The sequence below is a fragment of the Microcoleus sp. Pol8_D6 genome (assembly GCF_036700965.1).
Taxonomy (GTDB): Bacteria; Cyanobacteriota; Cyanobacteriia; order Cyanobacteriales; family Microcoleaceae; genus Microcoleus.
In genome coordinates this window covers 1-15290 of the sequence record NZ_JAUBPW010000017.1, presented here as the reverse complement: position 1 = coordinate 15290, position 15290 = coordinate 1, and the positions used below count along the sequence as shown (strand labels likewise).

14 protein-coding genes are annotated in these 15290 nt (G+C 45.3%); 8 read left to right on the top strand and 6 right to left on the bottom strand.

Features of this window, described 5'->3' with window-relative positions:
• Window positions 1–385 precede the first annotated feature (385 nt).
• Window positions 386–883, top strand: a complete 498-nt coding sequence (locus QUA10_RS09550) for a helix-turn-helix domain-containing protein (protein ID WP_333082631.1) — start codon at window positions 386–388, stop codon at window positions 881–883.
• 50 nt (window positions 884–933) lie between these two features.
• On the top strand, window positions 934–1455 hold the full coding sequence (locus tag QUA10_RS09545) for an IS630 family transposase (protein ID WP_333082630.1): 522 nt from the start codon (window positions 934–936) through the stop codon (window positions 1453–1455).
• Between the two features lie 10 nt (window positions 1456–1465).
• On the opposite strand, the gene QUA10_RS09540 is transcribed toward QUA10_RS09545, so the two are convergent.
• Both QUA10_RS09540 and QUA10_RS09535 read right to left on the bottom strand, forming a co-directional pair.
• Window positions 1466–2533 carry an FAD-dependent oxidoreductase gene (locus tag QUA10_RS09540; RefSeq protein ID WP_333082629.1) on the bottom strand — a complete coding sequence of 356 codons (1068 nt, stop codon included), beginning with the start codon at window positions 2531–2533 and terminating at the stop codon, window positions 1466–1468.
• Between the two features lie 64 nt (window positions 2534–2597).
• Window positions 2598–3350: a methyltransferase domain-containing protein gene (locus tag QUA10_RS09535; RefSeq protein WP_333082628.1), complete on the bottom strand. Its 753-nt coding sequence runs from the start codon at window positions 3348–3350 to the stop codon at window positions 2598–2600.
• Between the two features lie 469 nt (window positions 3351–3819).
• On the opposite strand from QUA10_RS09535, the gene QUA10_RS09530 reads away from it, so the two are divergent.
• The gene (locus QUA10_RS09530; RefSeq protein WP_333082627.1) at window positions 3820–4665 is read left to right on the top strand and encodes a YaaW family protein; all 846 of its coding nucleotides are present in this window, start codon (window positions 3820–3822) and stop codon (window positions 4663–4665) included.
• Window positions 4666–4708: 43 nt separating this feature from the next.
• Complete coding sequence (locus QUA10_RS09525) at window positions 4709–6223, top strand: O-antigen ligase family protein (protein ID WP_333082626.1); 1515 nt, start codon at window positions 4709–4711, stop codon at window positions 6221–6223.
• 188 nt (window positions 6224–6411) lie between these two features.
• On the opposite strand, the gene glmS is transcribed toward QUA10_RS09525, so the two are convergent.
• From glmS to QUA10_RS09505, 4 genes are all read right to left on the bottom strand, one after another.
• Window positions 6412–8334 carry a glutamine--fructose-6-phosphate transaminase (isomerizing) gene (gene glmS, locus QUA10_RS09520; protein ID WP_333082625.1) on the bottom strand — a complete coding sequence of 641 codons (1923 nt, stop codon included), beginning with the start codon at window positions 8332–8334 and terminating at the stop codon, window positions 6412–6414.
• Between the two features lie 159 nt (window positions 8335–8493).
• Complete coding sequence (gene psaC, locus QUA10_RS09515) at window positions 8494–8739, bottom strand: photosystem I iron-sulfur center protein PsaC (protein WP_015175986.1); 246 nt, start codon at window positions 8737–8739, stop codon at window positions 8494–8496.
• Window positions 8740–9336: 597 nt separating this feature from the next.
• Window positions 9337–10548 (bottom strand): chloride channel protein, encoded by a 1212-nt coding sequence (locus QUA10_RS09510; RefSeq protein WP_333082623.1) that lies wholly within the window; start codon window positions 10546–10548, stop codon window positions 9337–9339.
• Between the two features lie 341 nt (window positions 10549–10889).
• Entirely contained in the window at window positions 10890–11795 is a 906-nt protein-coding gene (locus tag QUA10_RS09505; RefSeq protein WP_333082622.1) for a CoB--CoM heterodisulfide reductase iron-sulfur subunit B family protein, read from the bottom strand.
• A 436-nt stretch (window positions 11796–12231) separates the two neighbouring features.
• Here QUA10_RS09505 and QUA10_RS09500 point away from each other — a divergent pair, with 436 nt between their 5' ends.
• The 4 genes from QUA10_RS09500 (at window position 12232) to fabF (ending at window position 14904) form a co-directional block, all read left to right on the top strand.
• Window positions 12232–12498 carry a hypothetical protein gene (locus QUA10_RS09500; protein WP_333082621.1) on the top strand — a complete coding sequence of 89 codons (267 nt, stop codon included), beginning with the start codon at window positions 12232–12234 and terminating at the stop codon, window positions 12496–12498.
• Complete coding sequence (locus tag QUA10_RS09495) at window positions 12491–12844, top strand: VOC family protein (protein ID WP_333082620.1); 354 nt, start codon at window positions 12491–12493, stop codon at window positions 12842–12844. The genes QUA10_RS09500 and QUA10_RS09495 overlap by 8 nt, the downstream gene beginning before the upstream one ends.
• A gap of 454 nt (window positions 12845–13298) precedes the next feature.
• Window positions 13299–13553, top strand: a complete 255-nt coding sequence (acpP, locus tag QUA10_RS09490; protein WP_333082619.1) for an acyl carrier protein — start codon at window positions 13299–13301, stop codon at window positions 13551–13553.
• Window positions 13554–13650: 97 nt separating this feature from the next.
• Window positions 13651–14904 carry a beta-ketoacyl-ACP synthase II gene (gene fabF, locus QUA10_RS09485; RefSeq protein WP_333082618.1) on the top strand — a complete coding sequence of 418 codons (1254 nt, stop codon included), beginning with the start codon at window positions 13651–13653 and terminating at the stop codon, window positions 14902–14904.
• The last annotated feature ends 386 nt before the right edge of the window (window positions 14905–15290 follow it).

The following is a 15290-nucleotide window of genomic DNA, read 5'->3' as shown; positions in this document are numbered from 1 at the left end:
TCGAGCGAATCCGTTGCCGAACTTCCTTATCCCTCCTTCCTGACAAGAGAATTTCTTGATGGTATCCGCCACGTGATTTATCCGTGGAATCAATCCAAAATCTAAAATCTAAAATCCTCAAGCCCCCGAATTTACCCGTGGGGTCAATCCAAAATCTAAAATCTAAAATCTAAAATCGAATGACATCTGATATTCATGTCGGACGGTATTATCACGTTCAAGCGCAAGATAATCTTCGGGGCTAAACCCAGACGGGATGGCAATCATAGCATTAGAGGCCAAATCGATACATTCATTTTAGCCATATTATACCAATTTCATAAAATAGTGCTACACTTAGTAAGTGGCATTTTTGTAATTTAGTACCCAAATATCAGGATAAAAAATGTCAGGAGTCGTTAGAGTTGAGATTCGGGAAACAGCAGCAGAACTGAAAGACCTGATGCGTCAAGAGAAAGATGCTATACGTCTAGAAAAACTGCAAGTTCTGTATTGGCTTAAAACCCAAATGGTAGACAGTGTATTATCCGCTGCTGTGAGGTTAGGAAAACATCGTACCACAATACAAAGATGGTTGTCTAGCTATCGAGCGGGAGGGCTCGCAGAATTATTGTCCCAGAAACCTCGATCGGGAAGACCAAAAATTATGAATGCACAAACGATAGAGAAGCTCGAAAAAGAATTGAGTGACCCTGAAGGATTCAGTAGTTACAAAGAAGTACATCAATGGTTGACAAGCTGTTGCTCCCTTAGAATAGCATATCGGACAGCACATCAATGGGCAAGATATCGGCTGAAAGGAAAATTAAAAGTCCCACATCCCGTGAGTCAAAAACAGGAAACAGGAGCAGTAGAAGAGTTTAAAAAAAACTGCCAGTCCTAATCAAAGCCAGTCTGAGTCAAAGTGAGAGTTTTTTAAAACAATGGAAAAAAGTGCGATATTGGAGTCAAGATGAAAGTAGGATGGGATTGCATAGAATTCAAAAAAGAAAGTTAACGGGAAAAAGAATAAAACCGCAAGGTAAAGTGCAATGGGACTTTACTTATTTGTGGCTGTATGGCGCAGTAGGATCGCTAACAGGAGCCAGCTTTTTTTATGAGTTTACTCATTTAGATACAGTGTGTTTTGAAAAATTTATCGAGCTATTTGCCAGTGAGCATCCGGAGGATTTACATATAATTCAAGTAGATAATGGAGGATTTCATAACTCCTTAAATCTCAGCATACCAGAAAATGTTATTTTACTATTTCAACCCGCCTACAGTCCGGAAGTAAACCCAATAGAAAGACTGTGGGGATATGTAAAAAAACAATGGAAATGGTTGAGGTTTGATGATATAGAAGAATTGAGAACAGCGGTGCAAAAAGAGTTAGAAAAATTGACGAAAAAAATCGTTGCTTCTTTGACGAGATGGGAATTTATTTTAGATGCCTTATTTGTAGCAGGACTTTAGGAAATTGGTATTACCAATTTAGGCTGGAATCTAACTGCAAATTTTGCAACTGAGAATTCACCCAAATAGCCGCCGCCAAACCCGATCGCAAAGCCCCCTCTATTTGACCTTCCCCGCACAAATCCCCCGCACAAACCAACGGCAAAGTCCCCTCTGCAGCCAAACAAGAAACAGGCAAAGGATTTCGACAAAAAGCATAGCGCCAGCGGTGAACCTGCAACCATTCCGGCTTTTTGAGCCAAGGGATTAAATATTCAGAAGTGCGATCAAGCAATTCTTGACCGACTGTTGGCAAGTCAACAGATTCTAAATGGCGTTCAGCAAAATTTGCGCTGCTGTGAACCACAAACACCGGTTGCTGCGACTCAAGCCGCTTGCTGCTATCTAAACCAACCCAAGCTAAATCAGAATTATCTGGAAAAGAAACAGATTTCCACGGCAGATTTAGATTACTTAAATATTGCTGTTTTGTCGCAGAATAGCCAGCCATAACCGTAATGCAAGGGTCGTACTCCACAGAGCGCAATTGGTCAATAAAATCAGATTTTAAACCAATTTCATAATTCAAAAACATTAAAGCTTGAGGTGCAGGAATTGCCATAACCACAGCCTTAGCAATCAATTCTTGAGATATCTCTAAATTGCTGTCAGTGACTTCTAACGAAAGATGCCACATTTGGTTATCTGTAGTAGAAATAGCTTGTACGCGGCGGCCAAACCAAATCTCTAAATCCTGGGCTAAATACTTACCGATAGCATTCATACCCGCAGGTGCGACATAACAACAGCGAGGAATAGCAGAAAGTTTTCCCTGTCTGAATTCCCAGACTGTATCAGTCCAGAGTGTGAGGATGTGGCGATCAACCAAACCCTCAATTAACCCCTGCCCCGCATCCCCCTGCGGTTCCAGATACCGCGCCCCGTGATCGGCCCTAGTACCCTGTACGCGGCGGGTAGCAACACGTCCCCCCGCGCCCCGAGATTTCTCAACAACAGCCACAGAATAACCAGATTGACGCAACCGTTGAGCGCAACTGAGCCCCGCCATACCCGCACCAATCACCGCAACATCGAACATAATTGGACTTTCAGATACATTACTTACCGGACTTTTTCTAGGAAATAAGCCTTAAGCTGATTTCTTAACTTGCAGTTAATTTGCGATAGCAACGAGCGGTGATTAAATGAGGGTGAAAAACCTCCATAAAATTAGACTGAAGTTTAGTAAAAAATGTGTTCATCTCTTGCTTATCTTCTAAATGAAAAGGAAATTCTTGATTAAAACCTTTAAAGAAATACCAGTTAAGGATAATCTTCCCTGACGGAGCCAGCATTTTATGAAAATCTATCAATTGCTGACTGGGATTGAGCAAATGTTCCATCACATCTAAACAAATAATCGTATCAAAAGCCTCTGTAGGAGATACTTCTAGACTACACAAAATCTTCTCACTCAATCCTAACTTAGCAGCTCGGCTTTGAACAAAATTGCAATTTATGGGGTTAAGATCACAATAGACTACTTGTTCTACGTGAGGACAAAGAGCTGCTGCAATAGCATGAGTGCCAATACCGCCGCCAAAATCTAAAACTCGACCGGCAGCCATATCTGATATTAAGGTTAAAGTGCCTCCTATGTAATCCTGATTGGACATATGCCAAGCTCCGAGGTCAAATAGGTAAGCTTGTCCGACTCGATCGCGATAAAACTCGCTAGCTTTTTCCCAATCAAAATCCCGATGACCTATTTCTTTTAGGGATTGTTGACCCAGTGCCAGCTCTTGTTCAATTGTTTCTAAATCTAAGTTTAAAAAATCCTGTAGATGCTGCTTTAGATTGAAAGTATCTTGCCAATATCCCTGCAAAAAAGACGGTGCGACAGAAGAATACATCATTTACTTTGTTCTAAAAAAACCAAACTCATTATAGGATTAACTGACATTTTTGAACAGAAGTACACTAAATTATTTTTCCTTTGTTTATGGCGAATAAAATAGTGGGGGTTCAGGGCGACGGTTGGACTCCTCAAGCTGCGGGGTTGCAGACGTACCGAGGGCTTCCGGGTTTGCTGTTGGGCCTTTAAATTGTATTTTTAGGATCGGCGGGACACCAAAATTGACTGTAAAATTTAGATGCGCGTCCGCCGATCAATGTAGCTGCTGAGGTTATAGCTTCTAGCAGTCGGATCTTCTGTGCCAATCCTGCCGATCGTCCTGCGCCAGGTAGTAGAATAAGGGACAGCACGAATCCATGATTAAGACAAAATAAAAAAAGCCACTGTAGGTAAATACTAAATCCCACTGGTTGTCAATCAGCAGCAATCTAAAATCTACAATCTAAAATCGAATACGGGAGGGCAAAATTTTGGACGAACTCAGAGCAGCACTCGAATTGACAACAGAAGAAGAATTGCAGCAACTAACAGAACTTCTGTTCAGCCGCAAGTTTAACCCTTTAGATTATGTGCAAACCCCCGCACCGATAGATGTACAAAGTCGCGATCGCGAAGCATGGCTCGACGCCGTAGAACAGCGGTTTCGCTATCTTGCAGCGGACGGGTTGACGGTACTCCGAGGGCGAAGCCAACAAGTAACTTACAGACAAGCACTAATTCAAGTTTGTCGCTATCTCAAAATCCCTTATCCCAGACAGTTGTCAACCACCGACTTAGAGGCAGAAGTATTTCTGCACTTAATGGGTCGCGCGTGGAAGCGTTTACCTGCAGACGAACAGCAAGCGCTGACACTGCGCGTACAGCGAGCGATCGTTGATTCTAAACTCTCAGAACCCCTGCCAATTTCTGCTGAAAAAGACCCGCTGGGTTTACTGTTCAAAGGCGGCAGCGCTTTAGCTGTTAGTTCCATCTTAAAACCAATGCTGCTCAAACTAATGGCTAATCAATTTGCGCTGCATTTTGCCACCTATCAAATGGCCAAACAAGGAGTGCTTGCAGGCACTGCAACTGCAGCAACCCAGTTTCAAAATTATGTCGCACTTCAGACGGCGCGGCGTGGTATGGCGGTGAGTGCAGCTCGTTACGGTGCGACGCGGAGCGTATTTTCGTTGATAGGCCCGGTGATGTGGACTTGGTTTTTAGCGGATTTGGGTTGGCGATCGATTTCCACGAACTACGGTCGCATTATCCCGACCATTTTTGCCCTAGCTCAAATTCGATTAACGCGATCGGAATGCGTTTGGGAACTAGCTTAACGATGGTAAATTGTAGATTTTAGATTTGAGATTGGGAGTGTGGGTGAATATCAAAAGTCGCTTGAAATTGGCTGCAAAACAGACAGCCGAAAATCTCAATTCTCGTCTCCAAAAACATCCAGATCCCCGCCTGCAAATCCCTTGGAATTTCGCCCAAGTGGGGATGCTGATTTTTCCCTTAATTCCGATTTTGGGAGCTTTAGGTTTATTTCTGGGATTGGCCGGCACTTGCAAACAAAAGTTCCGTCAAATTAGTCGCCGCCCGTTGAATCGAGGATTCGCAATTTTGAGCGTGCTGCTAGTCATCACAGCCGTTTTTGCCCACAACCGCATCGAGGCTTTTATAGGGTTGTACAATTTCTTGCCGTTCTTTATATTGTTTGCCGCTTTCAGCAGTTTAATTCAAACTTCGGCTCAATTATGGCAATTGTCTTGGATGATTGTAATTAGTTCAATTCCAGTGATAATTTTAGGTCTGGGACAGCAATTTTTAGGCTGGAACGGCATCGATCAATTGCAGCCTGTTTTTGGCTGGGTACTCGCATCCCAAGGCAATCCCCCCGGCCGTATGGCTTCTGTATTTATGTACGCTAATATTTTAGCTTGCTATCTGACAATTGCTTTTATTTTAGCACTGGGACTGTGGATGGCAGAAGTCAGTTGTCAGTTGTCAGTTGTCAGTCGTCACCACTTACCAATGCCCAATGCCCAATGCCCAATGCCCAATGCCCAATTCCTATTTTTAAGTTTTGCAGTGATCGGAAATGCTGTTGCTTTGATTTATACTAATTCTCGCAATGCTTGGGGACTGGCAGTTTTGGCAGTTTTGGCTTTTGCACTTTATGCGGGCTATAAAAAATTATTAGCTGCGGTTTTGAGTGTGGCTAGTACAGTTTTTTTGTCTGCCTTTGGCCCGGAACCTTTACGGCAGTATTTGCGAAGAATTATCCCGGCTTTTTTCTGGGCGAGACTCACCGACGAGATGTTCCCAAATCGACCGACAGCTACTTTAAGAAAAACTCAGTGGGAATTTGCTTGGTCGATGGCTCAGCAGCGTCCTTGGACTGGTTGGGGATTGCGAAATTTTACGCCTCTCTATCAAGCTCAGATGCAAGAATGGCTCGGTCATCCTCACAGTTTGATACTGATGTTGACTGCGGAAACGGGAATACCCGCAACGCTATTTTTGTTTGGTTTAGTTGGTTGGGTTTTGGCTAGAGGCGTTTTGCTGCTGGCGAATTGGCAGCTTTTTTCTGGGGATATAAAACACGAGCAAATAGCAACACAGAAACAAGCGGAAACTGCTTTAGTGATTAATCAACAGTCTATAATTATTAAAAAAAATCAGATAGTTGGTCAAGATGTAAGAGCAACCGATCGCCTAATTTTTTTCAGTTATTTATTAGCCTTCGCCGCCTGTACGCTTTTTAACACTGTAGATGTGACACTGTTTGATTTCCGAGTCAATACTACAAGCTGGTTGCTGTTGGCGGCGATTTGGGGTGTATGCGAAGCTTCAGTTTCATTTTCCCACAAAGAGGCACGACACGGATTTTGACACAGATACACGGATGATACTAAATCCTGGTTATTCACCCCCTTTATGATTCGGCGGTTAAAACCTCTTCTTGTAAAACGAAAGTATGCCTCCGCAGACTAAAATATAAAGGAGGTATTTAAGTCTGTTCAGTATAGTTCCTATAATTAACCCGTGTATACGTGTCAAAATATGTGTCGTGTCATAGCTCATTCTACCGTCACAGACTTAGCCAAATTACGTGGCTGATCCACATCCAAACCCCGACGGGCTGCAATGTGATAGGCCAACAATTGCAGCGGAATCACTGTCACAATCGGCGACAACAATTCATCCACCAAAGGCACCGGCAAAATGTGGTCAAAAATATCGGCTTCCGCCACACCTTGCTTGGGCGTAACGCCAATTAAACGAGCGTCACGCGCCTTCGCTTCCTGAGCGTTGGAAAGCACCTTTTCGTAGACGCTTCCGGGCATGGCGATCGCCACTACAGGCACTTTCGCATCCAAAAGGGCGATCGGGCCGTGTTTCATCTCTCCCGCCGGATATCCTTCGGCGTGAATGTAGCTAATTTCCTTCAGTTTTAGCGCCCCTTCCAAAGCAATCGGAAAGTTAATTCCCCGCCCCAAAAAGATAAAATCTTGCGTTTCTGTAAACTGGTGAGACAATTCCTCCACATACTGTTCTTGAATCTCCAAAAACTTCTCAATTTCCGCTGGCAACTGGCGCAAACCAACAATAATTTCTGCCAATCTCTCAGTGCTGATTGTTTGCCGCTGGTGCGCCAAATCCAAAGCTAAGAAATAGAATGCCATCAACTGAGTGACAAAAGTTTTAGTGGCAGCAACGCCGATTTCTATACCAGCGTGGGTGTTGATTACCTGCGGCATCATGTGGGCGATCGAACTTTCGGTTCTGTTAGTAATGCCTAACATTCTCGCCCGGAATTTATCGGTAAAACCAGCGCGGCGCTGCTGTTCCATCCCCAAAGCAGCCAGCGTGTCCGCCGTTTCTCCCGACTGTGTTACCCCAATAGTTAAAGTATTTGCTGTCAGCGGTGCGGGCGCATAGCGGTACTCAGAAGCGTACTGCACCGCAGTGGGAATATTAGCTAATTGTTCCAACAAATATTTGCCAATTAGTGAGGCGTGCCAGCTCGTTCCGCAGGCGAGAATTGAAATTTGTTCGACATCGGCGCAAAGTTCATTGGGCAAGTTGAGGTTGATGGGAGAGCGCGGATTTCCCGGCTGCCACTCGCTGTCTAAATAAGCCTCCAAACAAGCTCGGACTACGGCGGGCTGTTCGTAAATCTCCTTGTGCATGAAGTGTTTGAAGCCTTGTTTTTCGACTAAAACCGGACTCCAACCAAGGATGCGCGGGCTTTTTTTCAGCCTTTCTCCTGCAAAGCTGTAAACTTCCACTCCCATCGGAGTTAGCCTTGCCAACTCGCCATTTTCTAGAGATAAAACAGTGCGGGTGTGAGATACTAATGCCGGCGTGTCGGAAGCGCAGAAAAATTCGCCTGCACCAAAGCCAATCACCAAAGGAGCTTGCTGTCTGGCGACAATTATTTCGTCGGGAAAATCGGCGCAAATAACGGCGATCGCAAAGGCTCCTTCTAACCTATTTACCACCTTAGCAACGACTTCCAAAAAGGACAAATCAGCAATTTTTTGGGGTTTTTTCTCTTTTTCTCCTTCGTTCTCCCTTTTTGCTTCTGCAAAAAACTCAGCTATTAAATGAGGAATAACTTCTGTATCGGTATCCGAGACAAAGTTATGTCCCTTTGCTTTCAATTCTTGCCGCAAATCGCGATAATTTTCGACAATTCCATTTTGAACTACCGCAATTCGCCCGCTATTATCCAGGTGAGGGTGAGCGTTATATTCCTCTGGTTTGCCGTGAGTTGCCCAGCGGGTGTGTCCGATGCCGATGGGAGCCGGAGAGTCTATCTCTGCTAGCTTTTCCCGGAGGTTGTGCAATTTGCCCTTGGCTCGGATGCAGGTAATTTGTCCTTCCGAGATGGTAGCGAGGCCCGCTGAATCGTAGCCCCGGTATTCTAGTTTCTCTAATCCTGCTAGCAAAATCTCGCTTGCTGCTTGCGTGCCGATATAGCCAACGATTCCGCACATTTAACGTACTACTCCTGCTTAGCGATCGCAATAAAACTCAAGTTTTATCATTTTTACCTTCTTCCGGCCCCAGAATGCAGATTCCGCGACAAAAAAGAGGGGGCGATTAAATTGCCCCCTCTTTTGTACCCGTAATTCGATCAGTGTGTCGATCGATATTTAGTAGGCTAGACCCATACTGCGAGTGGTTTCTGCTCCCAGGTAAACCCGGATGCTCAGAAAATCGGTGGGGCAAGCAGTTTCGCAACGCTTGCAGCCTACACAGTCTTCGGTGCGGGGAGATGAGGCAATCTGAGCTGCTTTGCAGCCATCCCAGGGCACCATCTCCAAAACGTCAGTCGGACAAGCGCGGACGCATTGAGTGCAGCCGATGCAAGTATCGTAAATTTTGACTGAATGAGACATTGAATAAAGGCTCCCAACGAGTCACTAAAAATTTGCTGCCTCTGCGAGTGAACAGATTTGACGGCGAGGTGCCACCGCTATAGCCTGCACAGAGAATTAAAGGTTAGTCTACCGCAGTGACTGGAAGCACTTCGCGAAAAAGCGACAAAACTTCACAGTTATTCACGCTGGGACTCTGATAGAACCCATTGGGGATTTATTCATTTGCCAACCGTTTCAGCATCACCCTGATGAAATACAAATTGAGTTTGGCAGTAGGATTGGTGAGAGTGGGCTCAAAGTTCTTGACCAAACTGCGATGATCTTATCCGGGTGATACCCCTTACCCTTGCAGAATGGTAATCTGCGGAATATTGACGGGCCCGAGTGTGAAAATAATCGAGGTTATGACTCAACGTTTCAATCAAGCCACAGTCATCGGCCCCACTGGCTTTTGTGCAATGGTTCAAAAACGGCAGGCTGACTGGTATCAACGGCTAGATGTTGTTTGATGCCATTGGTGCATTTGTAATGGCAGAAGCCTTTAGACTCGGCACTCGCAAAATGCACGTATTTTTCGCCGCTACACGGAGCTATTAGAGGATTTCTAGGCGTTTGTTAATCAATTTTACGCTGTGAGGTAATGAAGGGAGATCGGGGAGCCAAGAAGAAACCCACGAGACTAGCGAATAGAATCGGTGTAAAAGTGCTCAATCCTGTCAACTTGGCGAGTAGCAGAGTTGTACTAATTGGAGTTCTAGTAACTGTTGAATTCAGAGCAGCCATTACACAAATCATTGCCAAAGTCTCGTTTGATGCGGGATTAATGATAGCGATTGCCTTTCCTAAACAGGCTCCTATAAAAAACAGTGGGATGATAATTCCCCCCCGCCAGCCTCCATTTACGGTCGTACTAATGGCAAACACTTTAGCAATAACTAAAGTTAATACAACGCCCAAAGAAAAGTTGCCCTCAACAATTTTTTCAATTTGATGTTCACCAAAGAAACGAGTGAGTGGAAATAAAGCTGATAAAACACCAAGTGCTAGCCCAGCTAAAGTAGTTCGCACATATATGGGACTGGGTATCGAATCAAACAAGCGACCAACACTGCGAAATACAGCGATAAAAAGCCACCCCATGATCGCACCTACGATTCCATAAGCAATCGCTGCGCCCAAGTCATAAAGGCTGTCCACATTGTATTGAGGAAAATGCCAGGTAGGACCAATTCCTAGCTGGGTAATTGCTACAAAAATGGTGTAACTTGTACAACTTGCCACGACTGCAGGTAATATTGCTTCAAAATACTCCACAACATTCTGATGATGCAGGATTTCTAAAGCAAAAAAAGTACCACCCAAAGGAGCGCCGAACAAAACTGTAAAACCCGATGCCATGCCAGCAATACTCAAAGTTCGTAGTGCCTCTCCACGCAATTGAAAGCGATCTGCCAACCACGTACCAATTGAACCTGTTACTTGCACCATTGGTGCTTCTGGGCCAGCACTCCCTCCACTGGCAATACTGATTAGCGACGACAGAATCATCGAAGGATTCTCGTTCATTGGTAACCGCCCGCCATTGAGATGAATATTGTCAATAATCAACCCTATTTCGCCAGGATTTCCCAGCCAATGAATGAGCAAACCGATGAGCAAACCAGCAAGGGGCATAATAATTAGTAGAGAAACTCCACTAAAATATTCAAATCCCAGCATTAGGTAAGACAAAAATATCCAATAAGTGGCAGCAAACAAACCACAAATTATTCCTAGCATTGCCCATAGCAATACCGAACGTGTGAGATTTACTGGGTTTCGTGTCATTGCTTTTTCCTTGCCTCTAACTAGGAAGTTAGGAAGTCTTAATAACTATTTTGTATAATAGTATACTGTTTTTTTGATCCGTATCTTCTATTAACTCAAAAATGTATGAGCCCGATCAAGCTTTCGGCTCGCGGACTCTGTATAATTCCGATCTAACCGGATTTGATTTGAGAAAAAACTCAAGTCTTTATGCCAAATTCCCAAAGTTGTGCAACAGTTGTAAGGACTTGTTGTGTGATATTTTGGCTTTTAGCAAGGATTTGGGTGAACTAGCCCCTATACCAACTGTTGCAAAATTTTTGATAATTAGGGCTTGCTGCAAACTGCTGCAAATCGATCGACTACAAGCCTAATTTTTCTAACACGGGCTTAGTTGAAACAATATGTCGATCGAGTCCTAGTTTTTTCGGCTCCACACCCAAAGCCAAAGCTACCAACTGCGGTAAATGCAGCACCGGCAAACCCAATTTGCGTCCGATTACTTTTTCCACCTCCGGCTGCCGCGAATCCAAATTTAAATGACAAAGCGGACAAGGCGTTACCATACAATCAGCGCCATTGTCAAGAGCATCTTGAATATGTTTGCCTGCCATCTGAAAAGATTGGTTAGTGGCATAACTTGCCAACGGCCAGCCACAGCACTGCGTCCGCCCTCGATAGTAAACCGGAGTTGCCCCGATCGCCCGAAACACATTTTCCATCGATTCCGGTTGGTGGGGGTCATCGTAAAGCAGCTTATCCTGAGCTCGCAGCAGATAGCACCCGTAGAAAGACGCGCACTTCAAGCCCGAAAGCTTTCGGGTGACTCGCTTCTGCACTTCCTCCAAACCGTAATCGGCAACGATCGCCCACAACAGATGTTTCACCTCGGTACTGCCTTGATAAGGCGAACAGCCTTGTTTGTCGAGTAAACCGTTGATTTTCTCTATGTAGTTGGGATCGGTTTTCTGAGATTCCTTGAGGCGATCGTCCACATGACCGATTACCCCTTGACAAGTGCTGCAATGCGTCAGCAAAGGCAGATTCAGTTCCTCAGCCAAAGCAATATTGCGAGCGTTGACAGTATCTTCGAGTAACTGCGAATCTTCCTTGAAAGTGCCAGAACCGCAGCAGGAAGCTTTTTTGAGTTCCACCAGTTCAATCCCCAACGCTTGAGTGAGCGCCATTGTAGACAGGTAAAGTTCGCGGGCCGCCCCTTGGGCAACGCAACCGGGAAAATAAGCATATTTCAGATTTTGGGATGGCATAATCGTTTCTGCTGGGGACACAAGGAAAGGGACAAAAAAGGAGGGCGATCGAAGCTGGGATGCTTCCTGCTTCGTTTCCGTTCTCCATATCCTTACCTAGTTTTAGACAATTATCGATGAAGACGCATTTTTTATGTTGGTGGCGGGGCGATCGATCTAGAATCCACTTGAGGCACTTTTGGGAAAATTGCCTCGCTGATGATTTCTGGACTCAGATTGCGATCTGCAGACAACCATCGAAGTTTACCTGAAACTCGGCTTATTCTAAAAGTTCTTGCACACGCTTAGGCACCAATGAAGAGACTGGATCAGAATACTTGATGTGATAACATTGGAGGGGACAGCATTGTGATTTTTTGGATGATAACGAAAGTTATTTCTGTCGCTCATTTCAACCTTTGTACCGCATTTCTTGCCTCTAGTTAAGCATCTTGTAATGCAGCATTTAGAAGACAATCCATTCTTTTATGTGCGTGTTCAAGCACGAGTTTTAGGATGCTTGCGTGGTGGTGAAATTACCGTTATTTTGCTGCCTGGGCATGGGTTAGTGTTAACAGAACCCATACAGACTTATTTCGTTCCTGAAAGCTTGAGAATGCCCAATAGTGAGTTTGATGTGTTGTTCAAACATCCTGGTGCAGAAATGGTTCGAGTCTTGCGTCACGATGAATCATGTCCAGAAACTGATAAAAGCAATGAGTAAAGTCCAACTGAATCTTGTTGTCATTCGCTCAGGTAACATTGAACAAGCTACTTTGTTCTATCAAAGGCTGGGTCTGTATTTCATCAAACAGCAGCATGGCAATGGTTTAGAGCATTTTGCTAGTGAGGTAGGCTGTATCACCTTTGAGATTTATCCGTGTACTGCTGGAACATTACCAACGACGGCAACTCGGCTGGGATTTCAAGTGGCTTGTGTAGATGCGGTTGTCTGTGAACTCAAAAAGCATGGTGCTTCAATTGTTTCACCTCCTGCAGATTCAGCTTGGGGACGACGTGCAGTCGTGGCAGACCCAGATGGACATCGAGTAGAGTTGACACAGCTCTAATAATCTCGATTTGCTCAAAATTAGCCATTGATGTAACGGCTACCTTGACTAGATAATGGTCGCTGCCTATCACACGCTACCAAGCTTCGACCTGTGGAGATTCTTAGAGGAGCGATCTAATCTTATCGCATCGATGCCCAAAAGACTTGATGGTAATGAATGCGGCGATCGGTAATCCCAGTTTTTCTGGGCAGTCCTGGACGCAAAAATTGCTTTCCAACACTATTTGTAGCGGTTAAGGTGGGGTGTACACCGTCAAATAGAGTTTATGCGTCCAGGACTATTCATAAAAGCGATCACACGTCCGCAACAGTCCTTAACTTGACACCCATGCCTAATGCCCACGGCCCACTCCCTAGACAAAGGGTCAGTTAGAAAAGTGGCAAGCCTTTTCCCCGAAGATCCCCCTTTCGGATAAGATTAGATACGCAGCAACCAATGAGGACACGATGTTATGAGCCAAGACGACATTTTTGCTAGAGTCCAGAAAATTGTGAAAGAGCAACTGGAAGTCGAGCTGAGCGAAGTCAAGCCTGAAGCCAACTTTGCTAATGATTTAGGAGCAGATTCCTTAGATACAGTAGAGCTGGTAATGGCCTTGGAAGAAGAGTTTGATATTGAAATTCCCGACGAAGCAGCCGAAGGAATTACTACGGTTCAAGCTTGTGTAGATTACATCAGCAGCCAACTTGCAGCTCCAAAAGCATAAAATACCTGTCTTTTCCCCTAAGAGGAGAGAAGTTATAAAACTGGAAACTCCTCTTTAGTTCTGCGTTCTGGGTGTTTAATTTTTTGAAACTGAAATCATGACAAATTTAGAGCGTAAGCGCGTTGTTATCACGGGTCTCGGCGCGATTACACCGATCGGCAATACCTTGTCCGAATATTGGGACGGGTTGCTTGCCGGGAAGAATGGTATAGGCCCGATCACCTTATTCGACCCGTCGCGGCACGACTGCCGCTTTGCCGCAGAGGTGAAGGGTTTCGACCCACACGACTATTTAGAGCGCAAGGAAGCAAAGCGGATGGATCGCTTTGCTCAATTTGGGGTGTCAGCGAGCAAACAAGCTGTTGCTGATGCAAAGTTGGAGATTAATGACCTGAACGCAGAACAGGTGGGTGTCATTCTTGGCACTGGCATTGGTGGCTTAAAGGTTTTGGAAGATCAGCAAGAGATATATCTGACTCGCGGCCCCGATCGATGCAGCCCGTTTATGATCCCCATGATGATTGCGAATATGGCCGCGGGTCTGACGGCAATTCAAACGGGTGCTAAGGGGCCAAACTCTTGCACGGTGACGGCCTGCGCTGCCGGGTCAAATGCCGTGGGCGATGCGTTTCGCTTAGTTCAGGGGGGTTACGCCCAAGCCATGATTTGTGGCGGTACAGAAGCTGCGGTGACACCTTTGTGCGTGGCTGGTTTTGCTGCGGCGAGGGCGCTTTCGACTCGCAACGATGACCCGACTCATGCTTGCCGTCCGTTCGATCGCGATCGTGATGGTTTTGTCGTCGGCGAAGGTGCTGGCATTCTGATTCTAGAAGAAATGGAACACGCTCTGGCGCGTGGCGCGAAGATTTACGCAGAAATCGTCGGCTACGGTTTAACTTGCGATGCGTATCACATGACTTCTCCGGTACCGGGGGGGGAAGGTGCGTCGCGGGCGATGGCTTTAGCGCTCAAGGATGGGGGTTTGACGCCGGATATGGTGAGCTATATCAACGCTCACGGCACGAGCACGCTTCCCAACGATTCTACGGAAACGAAAGCGATTAAAAAGACTTTGGGAGACCATGCTTACAAAGTAGCAATTAGTTCTACCAAGTCGATGACCGGCCATCTTTTGGGCGGTTCTGGGGGAATTGAGGCGGTGGCGACGGTAATGGCGATCGCCAATGACAAAATCCCGCCGACAATTAATCTGGAAAATCCCGATCCTGAGTGCGATTTGGACTATGTTCCTCATACAAGCCGCGCTCTAAAAGTTGATGTGGCGCTGTCGAATTCCTTTGGATTTGGCGGTCACAACGTGACTCTGGCATTCAAGAAGTTTGTTCAGTAACGGGCAATTTGAAAATCGAGAGTTAAAAGGTAAAAAATTAATTTTTTACCTTTTAACTTTTAGATAAATTTTAGATTGGGCGATCGGCTATTAAGTAAATCAAATTAACTCAACCTAAAATGCGATCGCGCCTGAGATCCCCGCAGCACTTTAACTCCTGCGGAGTTCTGGCTATTCTTTTTTTTGATTAGCCGTTGCTCATATCATGTCCCCGCGAGCGCTTGACTCCAAACGCTTACTTGTCATGAGTCAAGCGCAACGAAGTCAGCGCGTTGCCCAAAGGGCGAGATTCTTCAGTTCATTCAGGACTTATACCACTTCTCCAAAAATATGCTACAATAGCACTTCTAGCAAAAGGACGATTGTATGAAAGTAAATTACCAAGA

Coding starts and splice junctions, on each gene's coding strand:
- QUA10_RS09550 (WP_333082631.1), top strand. CDS start 386: ATGTCAGGAGTCGTTAGAGTTGAGATTCGGGAAACAGCAGCAGAACTG.
- QUA10_RS09540 (WP_333082629.1), bottom strand. CDS start 2,533: ATGTTCGATGTTGCGGTGATTGGTGCGGGTATGGCGGGGCTCAGTTGC.
- QUA10_RS09535 (WP_333082628.1), bottom strand. CDS start 3,350: ATGATGTATTCTTCTGTCGCACCGTCTTTTTTGCAGGGATATTGGCAA.
- glmS (WP_333082625.1), bottom strand. CDS start 8,334: ATGTGCGGAATCGTTGGCTATATCGGCACGCAAGCAGCAAGCGAGATT.
- psaC (WP_015175986.1), bottom strand. CDS start 8,739: ATGTCTCATTCAGTCAAAATTTACGATACTTGCATCGGCTGCACTCAA.
- QUA10_RS09510 (WP_333082623.1), bottom strand. CDS start 10,548: ATGACACGAAACCCAGTAAATCTCACACGTTCGGTATTGCTATGGGCA.
- QUA10_RS09505 (WP_333082622.1), bottom strand. CDS start 11,795: ATGCCATCCCAAAATCTGAAATATGCTTATTTTCCCGGTTGCGTTGCC.
- QUA10_RS09500 (WP_333082621.1), top strand. CDS start 12,232: ATGCAGCATTTAGAAGACAATCCATTCTTTTATGTGCGTGTTCAAGCA.
- QUA10_RS09495 (WP_333082620.1), top strand. CDS start 12,491: ATGAGTAAAGTCCAACTGAATCTTGTTGTCATTCGCTCAGGTAACATT.
- acpP (WP_333082619.1), top strand. CDS start 13,299: ATGAGCCAAGACGACATTTTTGCTAGAGTCCAGAAAATTGTGAAAGAG.
- fabF (WP_333082618.1), top strand. CDS start 13,651: ATGACAAATTTAGAGCGTAAGCGCGTTGTTATCACGGGTCTCGGCGCG.